This is a genomic window from Pseudomonas sp. IT-232MI5 (genome assembly GCF_949767845.1).
Lineage (GTDB): Bacteria > Pseudomonadota > Gammaproteobacteria > Pseudomonadales > Pseudomonadaceae > Aquipseudomonas.
This window is the reverse complement of the sequence record NZ_CATKQE010000059.1, coordinates 263,812-281,023: the sequence shown is the minus strand read 5'-3', so window position 1 is coordinate 281,023 and position 17,212 is coordinate 263,812. Positions and strand designations below refer to the sequence as shown.

The following is a 17,212-nucleotide window of genomic DNA, read 5'->3' as shown; positions in this document are numbered from 1 at the left end:
GTTCACAGTTAACCGGACTCAGCGAAAAGTGATGAGTTCCGGAGCCTTCAACAACTGCAGATGTGCATGACTGTTGAAGGCGGCCAAAGCCACCTCGCGACCGCGGAACTTCAGCAGGTTGAGCGAGGTGTTGACGATTTGCCAGTTCAATTCAAAAGCCTGTTTAGCCGGCATTTGCGTAATGAGGTGGAGCAGGGCGGTGATGGTGCCGCCGGAGGTGAACACGGCGATTTTCTGGTTTTTATCGGCCAGATCAAGAATCCGCTGCAGCCCGGCCTGAACGCGTTCGACGAACCCCAGCCAGCTTTCCAGCCCCGGTGTGTCATAAGTGCCGGCCAGCCAGCGCTCGATGATCAGGGCGAAAATGCGTTGGAATTCGCCACGGTTTTGCGCGGCGTTGCGCAAGATGTCGAGCGCTTCCGGCTCGTCCGCCAGCATGTCCGGGAGCAGCGCGCGGATGACCGCGTCGGCATCGAATTCGTTGAAAGCGGAATCGGTTTCCAGCGTCGGCACCGGCAAACCTTTGGCGGTGAATTGCGCCAGCGCGCTGGTGGCCGTGTGCTGCTGACGACGCAGGTCGCCGGCAAGGCAGCGATCGAAGCTGATACCCAGTTCAGCGAGGTGCTGACCGAGGATTTCTGCCTGGTGCACACCGGTCGGCGAGAGGACGTCATAGTCGTCTGCACCAAAGGAGGCCTGGCCATGTCGAATCAAGTAGATGCTGCCCACGTCCGCGTCATCCCGGTACGTTGAAGGTTGTGGCGAGGTTATGAGGATGACGGGTAGCTGTCAATGAAAAAACATACGCTTGTTTGAAATGCCCGTTACAGGGGTGTTGCCAGAGGTTTCACGGCTGGCCGACAAGCCGGCGCATGGGTATGCTGGAGCCATCCCGCGTGTGTCTGAAATCCGCGCATCGTTTAAGGAGTCTCTGTGGAGTTTTTCACCGAATACGCCAGCTTCCTGGCCAAGACCGTCACCCTGGTGATCGCCATTCTGGTGGTGCTGGCCAGTTTTGCTGCATTGCGCAGCAAGGGCCGGCGCAAATCGGCCGGTCAGTTGCAGGTCAGCAAACTCAATGATTTCTACAAGGGCCTGCGCGAACGCCTGGAGCAGACCTTGCTCGACAAGGATCAGCTCAAGGCCCTGCGCAAGGGCGAGGCCAAATCGGAGAAAAGCGAGAAAAAGAAGAAGAGCAAGCCCGAGACCAAGTCACGGGTGTTCGTGCTGGATTTTGACGGCGACATCAAGGCCTCGGCCACCGAAAGCCTGCGCCATGAAATCACTGCACTGCTGACCCTCGCCACACCCAAAGATGAAGTGGTTCTGCGTCTGGAAAGCGGTGGCGGCATGGTTCACAGCTACGGTCTGGCGTCCTCGCAACTGGCGCGTATACGTGAAGCCGGCGTGCCGTTGACCGTGTGTATCGACAAGGTCGCGGCCAGCGGCGGTTACATGATGGCGTGCATCGGCGAGAAGATCATCAGCGCGCCGTTCGCGATTCTCGGCTCGATTGGTGTGGTTGCACAGTTGCCCAACGTCAACCGCTTGCTGAAGAAACACGACATTGACTTTGAAGTCCTCACCGCCGGTGAGTACAAGCGCACCCTGACCGTATTTGGCGAAAACACCGAGAAGGGCCGGGAGAAGTTCCAGGAAGACCTCGACATCACTCATCAGTTATTCAAGAACTTCGTCGCCCGCTACCGTCCACAACTGGCGATCGACGATGTCGCCACCGGTGAAGTCTGGCTCGGTGTCGCGGCGCTGGATAAGCAACTGGTCGATGAACTCAAAACCAGCGATGAATACCTCGCAGACCGAGCGAAAAAGGCCGAGGTCTATCACCTGCACTATGCCGAGCGCAAAAGCCTGCAAGAGCGCATTGGCATGGCCGCCAGCGGTTCGGTTGATCGCGTACTGTTGAGCTGGTGGAGTCGCCTGACCCAGCAGCGTTTCTGGTAAATCGAGCAGGCATAAAAAAACGCCGGTCACATGACCGGCGTTTTTTTGTCCGCGCTAAACCAGAAGACTTAGCGGCGACGGAACAGCGGCAGCGGCTCGTCGGTGGCAGCCTGGTAGGTCACCGAAAAGTCCTTGAGACCTTCCAGGGCTTCGTACGGATCTTTGTCCGCACGCACGGCAAAGGCGTCGAAACCACAGCGGTGCATGTAGAACAGCTGATCGCGCAGCACGTCGCCAATCGCCCGCAGTTCACCTTTGAAACCGTAACGGTCACGCAGCAGGCGGGCGTTGGAGTAGTTGCGGCCGTCAGTGAACGCCGGGAAGTTCAGGGCAATCACCTGGAACTCGGCAACGTCTTCACCGATTTCTTCGGCTTCTTCGTCGGCGTCCAGCCATACACCCAGACCGCCGTCGCGAGCCTTGAGCATGCGGCTGTGTTCGCGCCACAGTTGCAGCGGAACGATCAGATCGTCGCAGTTACTGATCTCGTCGATGTTGAAATCCTTGGGCAGCAAGTGCCAGGTTTCGTCGACGACCTCGTTGTTCTTAATGATTCGCTGCATAGACGCGTTCCTTGAAGAGGTCGATGCCAATACGCTGGTAGGTGTCGATGAAGCGCTCGTCTTCGGTACGTTGTTCAACGTACACGTCGATCAGCTTCGAGATCACGTCCGGCATGGCTTCCTGAGCGAAGGACGGGCCAAGGATCTTGCCCAGGCTCGCATCACGGCTGGCGCTGCCGCCGAGGGAGACCTGGTAGAACTCTTCGCCTTTCTTGTCGACGCCGAGAATGCCGATGTGGCCGACGTGGTGGTGACCGCAGGCGTTCATGCAACCGGAGATGTTCAGGTCCAGCTCGCCGATGTCGAACAGGTAGTCGAGGTCGTCGAAGCGGCGCTGGATCGACTCGGCAATCGGGATCGACTTGGCGTTGGCCAGCGAGCAGAAATCACCGCCAGGGCAGCAGATGATGTCGGTCAGCAGGCCGATGTTCGGCGTAGCGAAACCGCCTTCACGCAGTTCGCCCCAGAGAGTGAACAGTTGGCTTTGCTCGACGTCGGCAAGAATGATGTTCTGCTCGTGCGAGGTGCGCAGCTGACCGAAGCTGTAGCGGTCGGCCAGATCGGCGACGGCATCGAGCTGCTTGTCAGTGATGTCGCCCGGGGCAACGCCGGTCGGCTTCAGCGACAGGGTCACGGCGACATAACCCGGCTTTTTGTGCGCCAGGGTGTTGCGGGTACGCCAGCGGGCGAAACCCGGATGCTCTTTGTCCAGCTCGGCCAGTTGCGCAGTCTGGTTGTCCAGCGCCTTGTAGTCCGGGTCGACGAAGTGCTTGGCCACGCGCTGCAGTTCAGCGTCGGTCAGTGTGGTCTGGCCACCGCGCAGGTGTTCCATTTCCGCATCGACTTTCTGTGCGAACACTTCAGGCGTGAGTGCCTTGACGAGGATCTTGATCCGCGCCTTGTATTTGTTGTCGCGACGGCCGTAGCGGTTGTAGACACGCAGGATGGCGTCGAGGTAGCTCAACAGGTCCTGCCACGGCAGGAACTCGTTGATGAACGCGCCAACGACTGGCGTACGACCAAGGCCACCGCCGACCAGCACGCGGAAACCCAGTTCGCCGGCGGCGTTGTGCACCGGCTCAAGACCGATGTCGTGGACTTCAATGGCCGCACGGTCAGCGGTCGAACCGTTGACGGCGATCTTGAATTTGCGCGGCAGGTAGGCGAATTCCGGGTGGAATGTAGTCCACTGACGGACGATTTCGCACCATGGGCGCGGGTCGATCACTTCGTCGGCAGCGACACCGGCGAACTGGTCAGTGGTGACGTTGCGCAGGCAGTTACCGCTGGTCTGGATCGCGTGCATCTGCACGGTCGCCAGTTCAGCGAGGATGTCCGGGATGTCTTCCACCGCCGGCCAGTTGAACTGCACGTTCTGCCGCGTACTGATGTGGGCGTAGCCCTTGTCGTAGTCGCGGGCAATCTTGGCCATCATGCGCGTCTGACGCGAAGTCAGCTGGCCGTAAGGCACCGCCACACGCAACATCGGCGCGAAGCGCTGGATGTACAGGCCATTTTGCAGGCGCAGGGGGCGGAATTCTTCTTCGCTCAGCTCACCTGCCAGATAGCGTCGGGTCTGATCACGGAACTGCTTGACGCGGTCCTCGATGATCCGCTGATCGTACTCGTCGTATACGTACATATAAGTCCTGTTCTCAGGCTTGGGCCATTCGGAGTAGCACTGCGTTTTCGCTTGCTGGAGTCCGATTGTGCCTCTGCAATTCTGCGCGCACGGCCGCGCACTCCCTAACGGAGCCGGGGCAATATACCCGTTTGCAGTTATGCGCAAAAGTGATGTTTGAGTATATGTAAAGAACCAAATCGCCTAACGAGAATGGCTGTCAACTAACCCACATTTGTCGTGCGGACAATCATCGTCTTAACTGTGGTCGAGTCTTTCTGCAATCACCGATAAAACCGACAAGAGGCGATGCAATGAGCAATCCGACCAAGGCAAGAAAAAGCGACAGCAGTGTCGATGCGTGGGCCATTCTGTTCCTGATCATTCTCGTAGTAGGAACAGCGGTATTCTGGGTCAGCCATCAGTAAACGACCCATCCGGGCTCGCCTCCGACAAATTGTCGGACAAAAAACGGGATCAGGCGTCAATAGCCGGTAGATCGATGGCTATAATGCGCGGCCATTTTTCCTTGGGCCCGGATGCTTCATGTTCAAGTTTTTCCACATCAGTCTTCTGTTGTTCGGCGCGCTTTTCCAGAGCGGCGCGCGGGCGGAGTCTGTGCTGTTTTTAAATCCGGGTTCGACGCAGGAAGCCTTCTGGGTCAGCTATTCGCAATTCATGCAGGCGGCCGCCCATGATCTGGGCATCGATCTGCAGATTCTCTACTCCCAACGCCAGCCCGAACTGACCCTGGCTCAGGCGCGTGTCGCGTTGCAGGGGCCGAATCGTCCCGAGTACCTGGTGTTCGTCAACGAACAATACGTCGCCCCGCAAATTTTGCGTCTGGCCGAGAACAGCGGCGTGAAGCTGTTTATGGTCAACGCGGCACTGACACCTGACCAGCAAGCGCTGGTCGGCGAACGGAATGACCGCATCGGCAGTCTGGTGCCGAACGACGAGGAGGGCGGTTACCTGATGATGAAGGAACTGATCCGCCTGCACCCGCCGACGCCCGCTGCCGAACCGATTGAAGTGTTGGCGTTCTCCGGGCTGAAAGTCACCCCCTCGGCGCAATTGCGCGAGCGTGGCATGCAACGGGCGCTGGCCGAACACCCTCAGATGCGTCTGCGGCAATTGGTCTACAGCGGCTGGAACCAGGAACGCGCCTATGAGCAGGCCAAACAGCTGTTCGCCCGTTACCCGAAGGTGTCGCTGGTGTGGTCGGCCAATGATGAAATGGCTTTCGGCGCGATGCGCGCGTACGCCGAGACCGGCAAAGTCGCCGGCAAAAATGCCTTGTTCAGTGCGGTCAACACCTCACCGGCGGCCTTGCAGGCGCTGGTTGACGGGCGCCTGAGCGCACTGGTCGGTGGACATTTCACCTTGGGTGGCTGGGCGTTGGTCGAGTTGCATGACGTTGAGCAGGGCGTCGATTTGAATCACTACGGCGGCCGTGACCGGCAGATTCCCTTGTTGCAATTGATCGACAAATCGCATGCCCGGCAAATGCTGGCCATGGGCAAGTCGCCGAACTACGGCGTGAATTTCCGCAAGCTCTCGGCCAAGGGGCAACCGGTGTCGTATCGCTACCCGTTCACCTTGCAGACCCTGATGCGCTGATCACGTCAGACCCCGGCGAAATGCAGCACCAGTTTGACGATGGCAAATAGTGTCAACGCAAACACCGCCGTGAACAGAATGCCCAGCACCACGAAATGGCTGGGCTTGCCATGGGTGAAGTCCCTTGCCCGGTTCTTGCCGCTCTGCACCCCGAACGCCGCCGCCATCACACTGTGCAGCATCTGCCAGAAGGTCGGTGGTTTGTTGTCGATTGGATCGTCCATAAATCCCCCTTCGAAATCGTGCATTTGAAGCATAGTCAAAGGCGCCAGCGGTGCCTCGGTCTTTTGATTCAGATGACTTGTTACAACTGATACCGATCGCCAATAACTATGTATCGCAGTACAGCGGGGCAGAGATGGTGTGCTGTCGCTCCATTTACAGGAGCGATGTATGTCCCCCAATTCCCTTACTGCCCAAGACAACGGGCCAGCCAGACCTCAAGCCTCGGACAGTTTTCACGCGCAGTTCCTGGAAGCCGCAGTACCGCAATGGCTGATCGATGCCAGCGAGCCGAGAAGGACGGCGATCAAGCGCGCGGGGACGGTGATGCCAGACTGGTACGCGCGCGCGTCATCTCAACAACGCCAGATTCTGGATGCCAGTTTCAAGAGCAGTGTCACGGCGCAGGTGCAATTGGACAACACCCTGTCCAGCTTCAAAGACATCGACGCGTTTGCCCGGCCTTTACTGCTTGAAGCGTTGAAAAGTCGCCATCAGGTGGATGTCGACGTCGATAAGACCTTGTTATGCCTCAAGCGTCCTTTGGTCATGGGGATCTTTCAAGCGGAAATCGGTTCTTTCGAGGTCTTGAAGTTGCCGCTGCTGCAGGCGGCTCTGCACAACTTCGAAAGTCAGGAGTGCAAGTACGGTGCCTTTCACCGCAGTTCCGGTTTCATCGTAGAGACCACTACTCCCGGCATTTACACGCCAGTGCCCGTTAACGTCTCGGTCAGAGGATTTCTGAGCCTGTGCCGCGACCTGGACATCGGGGCGAAATACCAGGCGTATCTCAAGGCTTTTTTCCACCCGGCGGACACTGCGGCAGAAACGCTGTTGCGCGAGCATTTCATTGCCAGTCAAAAGGCCGCCCTGAGGGCGGCGGCCGAACGCGCGTTGTTGGCCGGGGATATTCAGCCAGAAGATCACGCCATGATTCTTTCCGTCGTCGATGGTGAAAAACATCCAAGGGTGGGAGGCAAACCCGTCTGGTTTCATGACTTGGGCCTGATGGGGGAAAGGCTGGTGGGCTGCGTCGCCTTCACGATCGCTGAAAAGCGCCGGTCGTTCGATGCAACGATTCTCTATGTGCCCAATGATCCCGAGCATCCGCTGAAGCGCTACTCCGGCCAGCAAGCCGACGAAACGTTCAAGCGCCTGTTTACCACTCGCGATGCACAACAGGCACAGAGTGCCGAGCCGACACCCTATCAGCGGTTTTTCAGCCAGTTTTTGCCTTATGCCAAGCGCCCCTATTACTTCAGCCAGTTCGTACAGGAGGCTGACGATGCATCAACTGATCTGCTTTGGTCGCCGTGGCGCAGGATCATCGAGGTCATTACCCCGGCTTACCCGTTTATCGCGATCCAGGAGCTGCCACCCAAGCATACGGAAATGCAGCCCGATCCTGATCCTTACCTGGGCGCCTCACTTTTGCGTCACGAAGGCGATGGTCATTGGGCCGAGAACGCGGATTTGTGGACATATCTCTATGACCAGCATCGCGACAGGGTATTGGCCGACGCGCGCAGTCATGCGGTTCCGACCGCTGACGTCAACATCAAGGCGCGCGACGCCAAACTGGCGGCCTTGCTGCAGGTCGGGTTGCTGGGGCTGAACATGGTGTCGATGTTCGTCCCGGTGTTGGGCGAGGTCATGATGGTGATCATGGCCGGACAACTGTTATACGAAACCTTCGAAGGCGTAAAAGTGTGGAGCGAGGGCGACAAGCACGCCGCCAAGGCGCACCTGGTGGATGTGGCAGAAAACCTTGCGCTGATCGCTGTGATGGCTGGCGCGGGCGCGGGGTTCAATCGACTGGCTGCCGTCAAGCCTGAGCCGGTGATCGAAGATCTGCACCCGGTGACATTGCCCAACGGTGAAACACGTTTGTGGAAATCCGATCTGAGCGGCTATGAACATCCTGTCACGCTGAGTGATTCGACCGGGCCGAATGACCTGGGGCAACACGCTATCGACGGTAAAACCTACATCCGTCAGGGTGACAAGTTCTACGAACAGTTTTTCGATCCCTCTTCGTCGCAATGGCGCCTCAGGCACCCCACTGAACCCAACGCTTACCAGCCCGTCCTTGGGCACAACGGCCGGGGTGCCTGGCGCCACACGCTGGAACGCCCGATGTCCTGGGACACGCTGACACTGCTGCGGCGCATGGGGCAGGTGACCGAGGGCCTTTCGGATGAGGCGTTGTTGATGCTGGCGCAGATCAGCGGTGTCAGCGACAACACCTTGCGCAAGATGCACCTGGATCATTTGCCACCGCCGCCGGAATGGCTCGACGCCATGCGTTTGTTCAAAGCGGATGCGTCGGCAGGGCAGGTCATCGAACAGTTGAGCGGGGCAGCGCGGATCGATGATCGCTATCTGTATGCACTTACCCTGGTCACCGAAATGCCGCGCTGGCCACTCGGTCGGGCGCTGGAAGTTTTTGAAGCGGCGGGATTGTCCGGGCCGTCCATCCGCTATGGCGCGGCAAAACAACCGCCATGGGTCGTGCCCCGACCGGTTATCCAGCTCAGTCGTGCGCAGGTGTTGAACGGCGAAATGCCAGCGCGGATTCTGGCGGCGCTGGACGAAAACGAGATTACCTATCTGCTTGGCAGGGATGCGGCGCGACTCCATTCCGCCAGAGCAGACGCATTGCGCAAGCAACTCGCCGGTTTTGCCAATACACGCCAGCCTGCGATTTTTGCCAGCCTCTACGACGGCACTGAACCGCTCGATGCGCGTGTCAGCCTGCTGCAGCGCGAGTGTCCAGGTTTGAGCGAAGCAGCCGCGCAGGATGTGCTGGATCATGCCACTGCAGCACAGCTGGCGCGTATGGATACGACGGGGCGCTCGCCTTTGAAAATGCTCGAAGAGGCTCGCTGGCATGCCCGTCAAGGACGCCAGACCCGCGCCTTTATCGGTTTGCGCAGTGCCAACCTTGCAACGGCGGACAGCCGACGATTGGCCTTGCACGCCTTGCGGCAATTGCCAGGCTGGCCGTCGACCCTGCGTCTGGAACTCCGTGAAGGCAGCACCACCGGAGCACTGCTCGACAGTCTCGGTGAAACAACCGCGCCGGATAAAAGATACCTGGTCAAGAACGGAGCATTTTTTCTCACCTTCAATGAGCGCGGTGAATTGCTTAACCACGTTTCCGGGGCGGGCGACAACTTCTACAACTCGATCATGTATGCGCTGCCGGATGACGCACGTGCGGCGATCGGTCTGCCGCAGGTCAGTGACAGCCATGAACTGCAACGCAAAATCATCGAATACGCGCATATCCACCGCCGTGAAGCCGCACAATTGCTGGCGCCGCCACTCAAAGGGTTCAAGCCTCCGACACGGGTGAGCGCAACACTCAAGGGCTACTACGCAAGCGGGCGTGGCGCCAGCCTGCATTCCTCCGTCGCAGCGAGCGTGACGGAGCTTTATCCGAGTCCGCAACAGGCCGAGGCATTTCTGCGCCAGCAGCGCGGCCGGACCGACAGGCAAATCTTCACTGAACTGGGCACGCGTCGGCGTGAGTGGGAGGCGCTCAACGCCACACTGGATCAATGGCAGGCCGGCCCGACTGGCAGTCAGGCTGGACAACACCAGTGGTCATTCTCTCAAGCGCTCAGGGAGGCTTGGCGCAATGGCCCGCTCGCGGAGCACTCAGCCGAAGCGGCGCGTCTGTCGCTGGTGTGTGAGACGCCGCTGCCGGTGATCACCACGCGTTTTCCCCATGTGCGCGAACTTTCGGTGACAGGCAGCGGCATCACGGATGCCAATGCCGACGCCTTCATCGCGTTGTTCCCCAATGTCACCCGGCTGACCCTGGGGGATCTGGGCCCCAGCTATGGTCAACTGCCCGCCAGGCCTCAACCACTCACCTCATTGCCCGAGGCGGTCACTCGGTTGTCCGGGCTGACCCACCTGCGGTTTTCAACCCATGCGCCGGAATTGGCGGAGAGTTTTACGCACAGGCTCAGTGCGTTGACGTCTTTGCAGACGTTGCGCATCGACTATTCAGGATTCGACTCGACAACCCTGCACGCGCTGGATCTTTCACCGCTGAGTGGTTTGCGTGCTTTGCGAGTCAACGCCCCCTACGCATTGCGACAGTGGCCGGCTTACGTCGAGCGGCTGGAACAGCTTGAGCGTCTGGATTTGACACGTACCTCGATCGACACACTGCCCGATGCTCTCTACAGCGGGCACGAAAGGCTTTGGGCCGGACTCTCGCTGGACTGGTCGAAACTGAGTCGGGCGGCGTTCAGGCGCGCTTTTGAATACGTCAAAAACTATTCAGGCCCCTTCGGCCATCTGGTCGATCTGGAACAAATGGTGAGCGAGTATTGCCGCGCAGAGCTGGACTTCATGGCCGTGATGCCGAACTTCAGCGATCCTCTGCCGCAGAGATTCAATGAGGTCTGGACAACGCCCGAAGCGAGACTGCTGGCGATTGACCAGCTCAGGGTCGAACACGATGAAATCTTTGCGCAGTTCTACGCCCCGTCCCAGCAGGGCGGGCTGCGCAACCCGGCACTTCGCTGGCAATGGGCGACCGGACGCAGCGCCGGCGTTTTAAGGGCGCTCAAGAGCAGCTGGAATGGCGCGCTTCGTCAGCGTTACGGCGTGAGGGCAGACCTTTCCACATTTGCCCTGCCTGAGTCAGGGCCGAGCCTTGGAGGACTGACATCGGCCGAGAAGATCCTCACGCTGCCGTCATTGCCGGCGGGCAGTTTTCCCCACGTTTCTACGTTGCGCCTGGGGTTGCTCGACGTTCCCGTCGAACAGGCCCGCGGGTTTATCAGAGGTTTCAGCGGTGCTGAAATACTGGATGTCAGTGGCAATGCGTTCACCGAACTGCCGTTTACCGCCAGTGAGCTACCGGCCTTGACCGAACTCGACTTGTCCAATAACAACCTGCTCGTCACACCGCCAGTGCAAGCGCAATTCAATGATTTGCCGCGCATCGAGGTACTGAATCTGGGGCATAACCCGTTAAACACTCTGGATGTCAGGGCGATGATCGGGTTGCAGGCGTTGAACCTTCGCTCGACGAAGCTGCAATCCTGGCCAACCGGCGCCGAAAGTCTGCCGCAGCTGTCCTGGCTCGACTTGCGTGACAACGAGATAGCGTCGCTTTCGCCTCAAGCACTGGCGCATCCCGATGCATTGATAAAAGCCAATCTGACGGGCAATGTCTTCAGTGCTGAAGGCGAGACCGCCCTGAGTACTGCTTTACGCCGCATCGAACAGGCCAAAGGGCTTGGGCAGGGCGCATTGACACGGTTCGCCGAGGAGCCGGTGCCTGCACAGTTTCCACCGACGGAAACGGGCTGGTCTCTGACTGACCTGTTGTTACCCGTGCCCGAGCGCGGCGCCGTGATTGCGGACAAGGCGGGGAGGCTGGCGCACCTGCGGCGCCTGACCCCGAGCATGACGCCCGAACGCGCCCGGCTGCTATTGCGCAAGCTGCGTGAAGCGGGACGCAGCGATGTGCAGATAGACGCGCAAATCAGCCAATGGCAGCAAGCCAGTGAAGGCTTGATTCGCCAGTTGAATGACTGGCTGTATACCCGCGAGGTGCGCACTGGCAGGCGCCACATCACTGCGCAAAATCGCTCGTTCGCGGCTTTGCGCATCTGTGAAGCCTGGCTCGAGGGGCTGACGCCGGGCGTCGCTGGCGAAGCCATGGAGCTTAGGTTGCAAGGACTGCAGACCGGCGATCTACCCTCTCTGGATGCGCCGCTTGCAGGGGTGACGACGCTGAACCTGCGCGGTGTGGGAATCAGCGAGCACGGGTCCGATGGCTTTCTGAATGCCTTTGCTGATCTGAACACATTGATCATCAGTGGCAATGACCTCGCGAATCTTCCAGGCGCGGTGCGCCGCATGCGCGAACTGGAACAACTGGAAATGCAACACTGCAACCTCTCGAGCGGCGCCAGTGTTTACCCGTTGCTGAGCCATAACCGTCTGCGCAGACTGGATCTGGGCTACAACATTCTGCAAGCCTTCAACCCGCCCGGCTTCGGCGTCCTCGAAACGCTGGATCTGCGCTACAACGCGTTGAACGATTGGCCCGCTGGCGTCTTGCAGGCTCGATACCTGCGCCGGCTGGATCTGCGCAGCAACAACATCGCGCACCTTCCCGAGACGCTTTTCGATGGCAATCACTCGCGCCTGGTAGCAGGCACCGATTTGTCCGGCAACGATGACCTGTCACTTTCTGCGTTACAGCAGCTCAGATACTTCAGTCGCGTGAATGCCTCTTCTCATGTCCTGGGCATTTCACGCGGGCAGATTGACGGGATGATTCACGCTCAGCTGTTTGGCGCCGACGTCAGCCCACTCGCCGAGCAGCCCATTGCCGGAAACAGTGGCGTGGTGGAAGGCGAAGATGGCGCCGTCGCGGGGCATGACCCCCATGCGGCCGTGTTGCCAGCCGAAAACATCTTTGACCCGGCCAACGACATTGCGCCAAGGGCATTGAATCCCTGGCTCGAGGGGGCTTCACCGCAATTGGCTGAAGTGAGAAGGGGTGTCTGGGCGCGATTGGCGCAAGAGCCAGGCCACGAGCGCTTTTTCCAGTTGATCCGACTGTTGCGCGATACCCGCGACTACAGGCTTGTGCAGGCCGATCTGACGCGCAGGGTGTGGGATGTCATGGACGCCGCAAGCGAAAACACCGAGCTTCGGGAGTTGCTGTTCCAAAGCGCTGAGTCCCATGGCACCTGTCCTGATGGACGAACTCTGACGTTCAGCGAAATGGAAGTGCGGGTGGCGGTGTATCGCGCCTTGCGCGAAATTCCACCGAATCGACTGATGCTCCGAGGGCGGGCCTTGTTGAGGTTGTCACGGCAGTTGTTTCGTCTGGAAAGGGTCGAGACCCTGGCCGAGGCCGCAGGGCAGGGGCATGATCGCGCCGAAATACGTCTGCGTTATCGGATCAGCCTGACCAGCGGTTGGGGGGACGGCGTGGATTTGCCCGGGCAACCGGCGTACATGCTATACGGCACGCCGATCAGCGACCAAATGCTGGCGCAATCGCGGGCATCGATTCTGGAGGCGGAGCGCACCGATGCACTGTTGGTGAGCATGGCATCGCGCGACTACTGGAACGAATATCTGCACGAGCGTTATCCCCAGGAAATGAATGCGATCGACCGCGCGGTGGCCGAGCAGCGTCACCAATCGCTCAGCGAGCTTGAGGATCGCCAGTCAAACGGTGAAATCGACAAAGAACACTACAACCTGGAATTGGCTGAGCTGAGCAGGACAATTGATGCCCTGCGCGTACAGAAAGTAGTCGAACTGACCCGTCGAGAGATCAACGATCTTCGGAGTCTGGCCGATGAGTCGGAGCGCCCAGGCACGCTTTCAGCCAAGCCCGGGCCCTCGTGGCGTTCTTGACTGAGTGATTGACCGGGCTCGGGATTAGAGAAATCCCGGGCCCTTGACCGGTCTCAGTTGTCGTAACCCAGATTCGGCGCCAGCCAGCGCTCGGTCACGCTCAACTCCTGACCTTTACGCGAGGTGTAGCTCTGCACCTGATCCTTGTCGACCTTGCCCACGGCAAAGTACTGCGCTTGCGGGTGGGCGAAGTACCAGCCGCTGACCGCAGCCGCCGGGAACATCGCGTAGTGTTCGGTGAGGAACACGCCGCTGCGGCCGGCGCGCATTTCTTCGGCTTGCGGATCGAGCAAGGCGAACAGCGCGGCTTTCTCGGTGTGATCCGGGCAGGCCGGGTAACCCGGAGCAGGGCGGATGCCGCTGTATTGCTCTTTGATCAGCGCGTCGTTATCGAGCACTTCGTCCTTGGCGTAACCCCAGTGCTCTTTACGCACTTGCTGGTGCAGCCATTCGGCGCAGGCTTCGGCCAAACGGTCGGCCAGCGCTTTGACCATGATCGAGTTGTAATCGTCGCCAGCGTCCTGATAAGCCTTGGCCACTTCCTCGGCGCCGATGCCGGCGGTGGTGATGAAACCGCCGACGTAGTCGGTCACTTCGCTGTCCTTCGGCGCTACGAAGTCGGCCAGCGAGAAGTTCGGCTTGCCGTCGGTCTTGATGATCTGCTGGCGCAGGTGATGCAGCTTGGCCAATGGCTTGCCGTCATCGCCGTACAGTTCGATGTCGTCGTCATGCACCTGATTGGCCGGCCAGAAACCGAACACCGCACGGGCGCTGATCAGCTTCTCGTCGATCAGCTTGGCGAGCATTTCCTGCGCGTCCTTGTACAGCGCGGTGGCGGCCTCACCGACCACTTCGTCTTCAAGGATGCGCGGGAACTTGCCGGCCAGATCCCAAGAGATAAAGAACGGCGTCCAGTCGATGTATTCAGCGAGGACTTTGAGGTCGATGTTGTCCAGCACCTTGCTGCCGGTGAAGGTCGGTTTGACCGGCTCATAAGTTGCCCAGTCGAACTGCGGCTTCTTGGCGATGGCCGCGGCGTAGCTCAAGCGCTCGGTACGGGCACTGCGGTTCGAGGTGCGTTCGCGTACATCGACGTATTCCAGACGGGTTTTCTCGACGAAACCGGCCTTCAATTCTTTCGACAGCAACTGCGTCGCTACGCCGACCGCGCGGGAAGCGTCGGTCACGTAAACCACGGCATCGTTGCTGTACTTCGGTTCGATCTTCACCGCGGTGTGCGCTTTGGAAGTGGTCGCGCCACCGATCATCAGCGGCAGATGGAAATCCTGACGCTGCATCTCACGGGCAACGTGAACCATTTCGTCCAGCGACGGCGTGATCAGGCCGGAGAGGCCGATGATGTCGCACTTCTGTTCTTTGGCGACCTGCAGAATCTTCTCCGCCGGCACCATTACGCCGAGGTCGACGATGTCATAGCCGTTGCAACCGAGTACCACGCCGACAATGTTCTTGCCGATGTCGTGCACGTCGCCCTTCACCGTCGCCATGAGGATCTTGCCCTTGGCTTCCGGCTTGTCGCCTTTTTCCAGTTCGATGAACGGGATCAAGTGCGCCACAGCCTGCTTCATCACCCGGGCGGATTTCACCACCTGCGGGAGGAACATTTTGCCTGCGCCGAACAGGTCACCGACGATGTTCATGCCCGACATCAGCGGACCTTCGATCACTTCGATCGGACGCGCGAACGACTGACGCGACTCTTCGGTGTCTTCAACGATGTGCGTGGTGATGCCTTTGACCAGCGCATGTTCCAGACGCTTGTTGACGTCCCAGTTGCGCCACTCTTCGGTTTCGGCTTCCTTGACGCTGCCGTCGCCCTTGTACTTGTCGGCGATGGCGAGGAGGGCGTCGGTGCCTTCCGGCGTGCGGTTGAGGATCACGTCTTCCACAGCGTCGCGCAGTTCCTGCGGGATCTGATCGTAGATCTCCAGCTGCCCGGCGTTGACGATGCCCATGGTCAGGCCTGCGCGGATCGCATACAGCAGGAACACCGAGTGGATCGCCTCACGCACCGGGTTGTTGCCCCGGAACGAGAACGACACGTTGGACACGCCGCCCGACGTCAGCGCGTACGGCAGTTCGTCGCGGATGTAGGCGCAGGCGTTGATGAAGTCCACCGCGTAGTTGTTGTGTTCTTCGATGCCAGTGGCGACGGCGAAGATGTTCGGGTCGAAGATGATGTCTTCCGGCGGGAAGCCGACTTCGTTGACCAGAATGTCGTAGGAGCGTTTGCAGATTTCTTTTTTGCGCGCTTCGGTGTCGGCCTGGCCGGCTTCGTCGAACGCCATCACCACCACTGCCGCGCCGTAGCGCTTGCACAGTTTGGCGTGGTGGATGAACTGCTCGACGCCTTCTTTCATGCTGATCGAGTTGACGATGCCCTTGCCCTGAATGCACTTGAGGCCGGCTTCGATGACTTCCCATTTCGACGAGTCGATCATGATCGGCACGCGCGAGATGTCCGGTTCACCGGCGATCAGATTGAGGAAGGTCACCATGGCCTTCTTCGAATCGAGCATGCCTTCGTCCATGTTGATGTCGATCACCTGCGCGCCGGCCTCGACCTGTTGCAAGGCGACTTCAAGCGCTTCGGTGTAGTTGTCTTCACGGATCAGGCGGGCGAACTTGGCGGAACCGGTGATGTTGGTACGTTCGCCGACGTTGACGAACAACGAACTGCGATCGATGGTGAACGGTTCCAGACCCGACAGGCGGCAGGCCTTCGGAATGTCCGGAATCTGCCGCGGCGCATAACCGGCGACGGCTTTGGCAATGGCTTCAATGTGCCCCGGCGTGGTGCCGCAGCAGCCGCCGACGATGTTGAGGAAGCCGCTCTGGGCGAATTCTTCGATGACTTTGGCGGTTTCCGACGGCAGTTCGTCGTACTCGCCGAATTCGTTCGGCAGGCCGGCGTTCGGGTGCGCGGACACATGAGTGCTGGCCTTGTTCGATAGCTCTTCCAGGTACGGACGCAGTTCACTGGCGCCGAGCGCGCAGTTCAGACCTACAGAAATCGGCTTGGCGTGCGCCACCGAGTTCCAGAACGCTTCGGTGGTCTGGCCCGAGAGGGTACGGCCGGAGGCGTCGGTGATGGTCCCGGAAATCATGATCGGCAGTTCGATGTGCAGCTCTTCGAACACACCTTGCACGGCGAAGATCGCCGCTTTGGCGTTGAGGGTGTCGAAAATGGTTTCGATCAGGATCAGGTCGGCGCCGCCCTCGATCAGACCTTTGGTGGCTTCGGTGTAGTTTTCCACCAGCTCATCGAAGGTGACGTTGCGATAGCCGGGGTTGTTGACGTCCGGCGACAGGGAACAGGTGCGACTCGTAGGACCGAGCACGCCAGCGACGAAACGTGGCTTGGCCGGGTTCTCGGCGGTCTTGGCGTCGGCAATCTTGCGCGCCAGACGTGCGCCTTCTACGTTTAATTCGTAGGCCAGTTCTTCCATGCCGTAGTCGGCCATGGAAATGCGCGTGGCGTTGAAAGTGTTGGTTTCGAGGATGTCGGCACCGGCATCCAGGTAGGCTTTCTCGATGCCGCCGATCACGTCCGGACGGGTGATCACCAGCAGGTCGTTGTTGCCCTTGACGTCACTCGGCCAATCCGCGAAGCGTTTGCCGCGATAATCCTGCTCTTCGAGCTTGTAGCTCTGGATCATCGTGCCCATGCCGCCATCGAGTATCAGGATGCGCTCTTTGAGAGCTTGCTTGAGAGCTTGAAGGCGGACGCTGCGATCGGACATTTGGACTACTCGGAAAGACCATTACGAAGGAGCGGGATCATAGCAAA

Annotated in this window: 8 protein-coding genes; 3 read left to right on the top strand and 5 right to left on the bottom strand. The window is 59.5% G+C overall.

Features of this window, described 5'->3' with window-relative positions:
* Positions 1 to 18: 18 nt before the first annotated feature.
* Positions 19 to 729 carry a histidine phosphatase family protein gene (locus ACM6JQ_RS26110; RefSeq protein ID WP_414894926.1) on the bottom strand — a complete coding sequence of 237 codons (711 nt, stop codon included), beginning with the start codon at positions 727 to 729 and terminating at the stop codon, positions 19 to 21.
* Between the two features lie 204 nt (positions 730 to 933).
* On the opposite strand from ACM6JQ_RS26110, the gene sohB reads away from it, so the two are divergent.
* On the top strand, positions 934 to 1,965 hold the full coding sequence (sohB, locus tag ACM6JQ_RS26105; protein ID WP_007912571.1) for a protease SohB: 1,032 nt from the start codon (positions 934 to 936) through the stop codon (positions 1,963 to 1,965).
* A 68-nt stretch (positions 1,966 to 2,033) separates the two neighbouring features.
* On the opposite strand, the gene ACM6JQ_RS26100 is transcribed toward sohB, so the two are convergent.
* Positions 2,034 to 2,528 (bottom strand): DUF934 domain-containing protein, encoded by a 495-nt coding sequence (locus ACM6JQ_RS26100; protein ID WP_007912572.1) that lies wholly within the window; start codon positions 2,526 to 2,528, stop codon positions 2,034 to 2,036.
* Positions 2,512 to 4,170, bottom strand: coding sequence for a nitrite/sulfite reductase (locus ACM6JQ_RS26095; protein ID WP_007912574.1), 1,659 nt, complete (start codon positions 4,168 to 4,170; stop codon positions 2,512 to 2,514). The genes ACM6JQ_RS26100 and ACM6JQ_RS26095 overlap by 17 nt, the downstream gene beginning before the upstream one ends.
* A gap of 525 nt (positions 4,171 to 4,695) precedes the next feature.
* Here ACM6JQ_RS26095 and ACM6JQ_RS26090 point away from each other — a divergent pair.
* Positions 4,696 to 5,769 carry an ABC transporter substrate-binding protein gene (locus ACM6JQ_RS26090; RefSeq protein WP_414894925.1) on the top strand — a complete coding sequence of 358 codons (1,074 nt, stop codon included), beginning with the start codon at positions 4,696 to 4,698 and terminating at the stop codon, positions 5,767 to 5,769.
* A gap of 5 nt (positions 5,770 to 5,774) precedes the next feature.
* Here the strand turns inward: ACM6JQ_RS26090 and ACM6JQ_RS26085 are convergent, their stop codons facing one another.
* Entirely contained in the window at positions 5,775 to 5,993 is a 219-nt protein-coding gene (locus ACM6JQ_RS26085; protein WP_007912583.1) for a DUF2970 domain-containing protein, read from the bottom strand.
* Positions 5,994 to 6,162: 169 nt separating this feature from the next.
* Between ACM6JQ_RS26085 and ACM6JQ_RS26080 the strand changes: the two genes are divergently transcribed.
* On the top strand, positions 6,163 to 13,401 hold the full coding sequence (locus ACM6JQ_RS26080) for an NEL-type E3 ubiquitin ligase domain-containing protein (RefSeq protein ID WP_414894924.1): 7,239 nt from the start codon (positions 6,163 to 6,165) through the stop codon (positions 13,399 to 13,401).
* 53 nt (positions 13,402 to 13,454) lie between these two features.
* Here ACM6JQ_RS26080 and metH read toward each other — a convergent pair whose 3' ends face one another.
* Positions 13,455 to 17,165 (bottom strand): methionine synthase, encoded by a 3,711-nt coding sequence (gene metH, locus ACM6JQ_RS26075; protein WP_007912586.1) that lies wholly within the window; start codon positions 17,163 to 17,165, stop codon positions 13,455 to 13,457.
* Between the last annotated feature and the right edge of the window lie 47 nt (positions 17,166 to 17,212).